General features: G+C 40.1%; 3 protein-coding genes and 1 pseudogene. 1 reads left to right on the top strand and 3 read right to left on the bottom strand.

Annotated elements, in window-relative coordinates; translation table 11 throughout:
* Positions 1-1,037 (top strand): annotated as a pseudogene (locus tag IL355_RS19095) (transposase); the annotation flags it as partial.
* A 364-nt stretch (positions 1,038-1,401) separates the two neighbouring features.
* Here the strand turns inward: IL355_RS19095 and IL355_RS19090 are convergent.
* From IL355_RS19090 to IL355_RS19080, 3 genes are all read right to left on the bottom strand, one after another.
* Positions 1,402-2,196, bottom strand: a complete 795-nt coding sequence (locus tag IL355_RS19090) for a cation transporter (RefSeq protein WP_192463696.1) — start codon at positions 2,194-2,196, stop codon at positions 1,402-1,404.
* A 1-nt stretch (position 2,197) separates the two neighbouring features.
* On the bottom strand, positions 2,198-4,381 hold the full coding sequence (locus tag IL355_RS19085) for a TonB-dependent receptor (RefSeq protein ID WP_192463695.1): 2,184 nt from the start codon (positions 4,379-4,381) through the stop codon (positions 2,198-2,200).
* Positions 4,382-4,447: 66 nt separating this feature from the next.
* Positions 4,448-4,822, bottom strand: coding sequence for a Fur family transcriptional regulator (locus IL355_RS19080; protein WP_317175516.1), 375 nt, complete (start codon positions 4,820-4,822; stop codon positions 4,448-4,450).
* Positions 4,823-5,365 lie beyond the last annotated feature (543 nt).

Genomic DNA, 5,365 nt, shown 5'->3' with positions numbered 1-5,365 from the left:
TCGACAGTGCGCCGGTAAAGGCGAACGCGAGCATGGATACCTTGGAACTGAAGGTACCGGAGGAAGAGCTGCAAGAACACCTGCGGAAGGTGCGGGTCCTTAGTTCGATGGATAAAGAAGTGCCCCACCGCAAGAGCAAGGGCGACAGGTCGGATAAAGGACAACGAAGTGTTACCGCCAACGCCAATGAGCTCTCCGCGATAAAGGGCCGTAACAAAAAGTGGGCGAAGGACCAGGACCAACGGCCGGGGGCGGGCAACAAGGGGGGCAAGTATACCAGTAACAAAACACATTACAGCCCCACGGACCCCGATGCGCGTATAAGCGTAAAACCGGGCAAGGCCCGGAAGCTGAACTACCTGGGCCAATTGAGCGTTGATACGGCCCACCACGTCATTACGGACATCAGGGCCTACCATGCGGACGGGAAGGACAACCAACACCTCCCGGACATCGTAAAGCGTGTAAAACGCAGGCTCTGGAAAGAAGGCTTGGTATGGGAAAACTGCGTGGCCGACACGGGATACAGTAGCGGGAAGAACTATGCCTTTCTGGAAGCCCGGGGACTGAAGAGCTTCATTCCGCCCCATGGCACGTACAAGGGCGGTCCCGAAGGTTTTGTGTACGTTGAAGAAGATGACCATTATCTATGTCCGCAGGGCAAGGTGATACCATTTACCAAAGTGTTTTTGGATTACCGCACCAAGACAAAGAAGAAGGAGTACCGCGCAAGAAAGCATGTCTGCCTTGGCTGTCCCTTACGGGAACGGTGCCTGGGCAAAAGCGCACAGGAAAAGAAGTTCAGCGTTACCTATTACCGGGCCGAGTACGAAAGGAACATTGCCCGGGTCGAGGGCCCACAGGGCAGGTATATGAAGGGCAAGCGGCAGAGTACGGTGGAACCCGTTTTCGGCACCCTGATAGAGTTTATGGGACTCAGGAAGATAAATACCATAGGATTGAAACAGGCCAACAAGGCGATGCACCTCTCGGCAATCGCGTACAACCTGAAAAAATACCTGAAATTCGACCAAAAACGTTCCATCCCGATAGCTATCGGGAGCGGGGCGGGAAAGCTTGCCCTGCCATTATTCGTAAAAATTATGGTCCATTACGTGAAAAGCCATTCTCCGGCGCACGGAAAATTCACGTTCAACTTCTAGCATAGCATAAAAAAAGCCCCTTGAAGAGGCTTATATCGATCGTAGTTATTTCTAATTATAGGCTTGTGCAACGGTTACCATTGTTGTGCATAGTGCTTTTCACGTTCTGCTTGGTATTCCGATGTTTGTTATTTAGTTCTAAAGTGAGCGTTGGCAAGACATACTCTTTTACAGTTTTGGTGGTGCGATGGCTTGAGCGACTGTAAATGTGTATGGCTTTCAGCGTTGGCAATTCCGATTACTTGCTTAATTTCAAAATCCGAAATGCACCTTGTATTACCACTATAAAAACGATTGTTCCAACAATTAAATCAGGTTTGTTGGAATTTAGCCAATTCACTAAAATTCCTGCGATTATTACTCCCAAATTGATAATCACGTCATTCGAGGTGAAAATCATACTCGCTTTCATATGTGCCTCTTCTTTGCTCTTTGACTTTTGTAAAATGTAAAGACAAATTCCGTTTGCGATAAGTGCTAAAATCGACACGATAATCATCGTTGAAAAATCGGGAAGTTTCTCGGCTCCAAAAAATCTTCTCAACACTTCAACAAATCCGATAATCGCGAGGGTTATCTGAAAATAGCCAGCAATTTTTGCAATCCGTTTTTTCTTAATCAACGTTCCGCCAACCGCAAACAAGCTAATCCCGTACACGAAACTGTCCGCAAGCATATCTAAACTGTCGGCAACCAATCCCATTGATTTTGAGATGAGTCCTGTTGTCATTTCGATAATGAAGAAGACAAAATTTATTGCCAATACAATCCAAAGTAGCTTTTTTTGGTTGGTGTTTTCTTCAAAATCTTTTTCGTTGGTTTCTTCGGTCGAAATTTTCTTTCCGCCTAATTTTAATTCGATTATCGAATTTTCGATTTGGTCTGCCTGTCCGTTGTGAAAAACGGTCAGATTTCGGTTTGGAATGTCAAAATCAAGATTTTTGATTTCTTGAATTCCGTCCAATTTCATTCGTATAAGATTTTCCTCGGAAGGACAATCCATTTGATTGATTTTAAATATCGTTTTGTTCATTTTAGTCGTCATCTTCGTTTCCAAAAGGTTTGATTATTACTCCAACGCTAAATATAAAACCGTCTGTAGGTGCATAAATTTCGGGAAATTCTGGATTGTCGTGTGGTGGCAAAACTAAAGGCGAGAACCTGCTTTGTCTTCTGTCCGTAAAGTTTTCAAAATTCACAAACGTTGTTCCCCATTTAAAATTTCGCATTGCCACAAAACCCATTGTTATGAAGTCGGTTGTTTCTGTTCCATTAGACAAAAATTGTTTTCCTGTGTAAAACGTTTCGTAACCGATTCGCCATTTTTCAGATTCGTACATCAAAACACTTCCTGCGTTATGTTTTGCAGTTAGCGGTTTTTGTGGATTTCCAGCCAAATAATTCAATTTTGTGTCAATGAGTGCATAATTCAAGAACCAACGAAAATCTTTATAGGTAAACTTGATGTTTGTTTCAGCACCTTTGCTCAAAATTTCATCTGTTGCATTCTCAAATTGGAAAAATCCATTATCAGTTGAATTTAACAGTAATGCATCATTAATCGCAGTTACATAAAACAGTTGATTAATAGAAAAACCAACGGTTTCAAATAAACGTGTTTGATAGTTGAAATCAAGATTTACACCGTAAGAACGTTCCGCATTTAGTGAAGATTTATCAATACCAAGTACATTTTCAAAATTGATAAATTCCGCCTCTTCTGTAAAAATATCTGGAATTTTGTAACCTAATCCACCACCAATTCTGCTCGAAAATCCACTATCGTTTTTGTATAGCAATGAAACTCGTGGAAGCGGAAAAAAGCCAAAATCAGTATTGTAATCTGCTCGCAATCCTGTTTCCAAAATCCAATTATCCGAAATGTCATAAATGTTATTTGCAAATGCTCCATAAGTTATATCTGTTTGGTCGCGTTGCAAAGTTGCATTATCATTTTCATCAAAATCAGAAGTATATAGGTTTGCTCCAAAAATCCAATCTGTTTTATTGGCTGACTTTTGATAGTTTATTTCCGTGAATGTATTGGTTTGTTTACCGTCAAATGTAAAATCGGGAATGGTCAGTTCTCTGTCGAAGAACGAGATACTATTTTTGATAGTTAATGAACTGACGGAATCTATTTGAGTTTCGTAAACCGCTTGACTGCTCAATCTTTTCGATACGTTTTCTTCGGTATATTGATGGATGCCATTTTCGCCACTTTCAATTTTTGTGATGTCGCCACCAATTCTGTCGTCATACGTTCCGTTTAAGCCAAACCAAAATGTTGTTTTTTCCGATGGATAATAAAAGAACTTTGGGTTGAATGAAATCGAAGTTGTTTTTGGCAAGTTACTAAAGTCATCATCTTCTGGGTCATACGCTTTTTGATAATGACCTGAACCATAAAGTGAAACACCAAATTTTTCATTCCGTTTGCTGTAAAATACATTTGCTGTACTTCCCAGAGCTTGGGTTTGTGTCAACATAATATCCAAAGCAGGTTCTTCGTCTGGTGTTTTGGAAACCATATTTATCAAACCTGCAATTGCACCACCACCATAAAGCGTTGATGAACTTCCTTTTATTATTTCAAATTGTTTTAAGTCTAATGGCGGAATTTGTAAAATACTCAAACCGCTGGAAAAACCGCCATAAAGTGGAAATCCATCTCTCAAAAGTTGTGTATAGCGTCCATCGAGACCTTGAATTCTAATGTTGGTATTTCCGCTACTTAACGAAGTTTGTTGCATCTGTATGCCTGTACTTTCTCGAAGTACCATTGAAATATTTGTCGGGTTCATTACTGCTTTTTCGCCTAATTCTTCCGCTCCAATAAATTCAATTCGAGTTGGAATTTTTCTAACAGTTCGTGTACTTCTTGAAGATTGTATGACAACTTCGTCAAGTTCATTACCTCCAGATTCGAGCTTGAAAGCGAACTCCTTTTTTGTTCCAACATCAATAGTAGTTTCTATGGTTTTGAAGCCTATGTATGAAATTTTTATAATGTGGTTTCCATTTGGGATTTCTGTAAATGTGGCAATTCCGTCAAAATTTGTTACCGCTCCTTTTTCAAGCTCCTCGAAATAAACTGTTGCTCCAAGTAATGGTTCGTTGGTTTCCGAATCTGTAATGAAAATAGAAATGTCGCTGTTCTGTGCGAAAGAAATAAATGATATAACGAAGAAAAATGAAGTTAAAAATGCTTTTGTCATCTGCTAATTCTGTTTTTAAGAATAGTGCAAATGTAAATTCCTTTTACTGCAACTCGATTGCAAAGATTACTTGTTACAGTTATCGCATAGACCTTTTACGACCATATTTGCTTGTTTTAGTTTGAAGTTTTCGGGAAGTTGAATTTTGGGAATAGGAACATCAAAAAGGCAGAATGTTTTATCGCAGTTTGTGCAATAAAAATGATAGTGCAAATCCTTTGGGTCGCAGTTACAGCCTTTGGCACAAACCGCATATTTGGTCATTCCAGAACCATCTTCAATGCTGTGGATGACTTTGTTTTCTTCAAATGTTTTCAGCGTTCTGAAAATCGAACTTCTGTCCGTATATGCCAATGCGTTTTCAATATCTTTCAACGATTGTGCTTTTTCTTGGCTCAAAAGATGACGTAAAACCACAGTTCTGACTGCGGTGTTTTTCACTTTTTTTATTTTTAGGATTTCTTCTTCAGTTTGCATTTTCCTAATGTATCGTTTTTTTCGAGCGTTGGCGAAAAATAGCTCTTTTATTTTTTTAGCGTTGGCATTTCGCGTTGGCAAAAAAAAATAAATGTGCTGTTTGTGCGGTTGGCTTTTTTAGTTCAAATGTTGAATTTTAGAACGATTTTTTGCATTATGCACAACGTCTAAGCTATGATTAGTTGCGGTGTTGGAAATCCGTAGGATTTCCCGCCGTGTACTAAAAATAGTGATAATGCGTGGATTTTCCGCCGGAAAATCTGTAGCAATTAATTATAGGTATTGTGCCTGTTGCACAAGTTAAGAAAAAAACGGTCTTGATCATTGCCGTTCGGTAGATCGATCGTAACTTTAGGTATGCAGGGAAAAAAGGATTACCAGGAAAAACTGTTCGCACATTTCCAGTTGAGCGAGCGTATACCCGAGAACAATTTCTACAGGCGTTTGAAAGGGGCTTTGGACCTTGACTTTCTCTACCCTTTGACCAAGGGGTATTATGGCGAAAGC

This window comes from Euzebyella saccharophila (genome assembly GCF_014855495.1).
In the GTDB taxonomy this organism is placed as follows: Bacteria; Bacteroidota; Bacteroidia; order Flavobacteriales; family Flavobacteriaceae; genus Euzebyella; species Euzebyella saccharophila.
The sequence above is the reverse complement of the archived record's forward strand: the minus strand, read 5'-3'. Positions and strand labels throughout refer to the sequence as shown.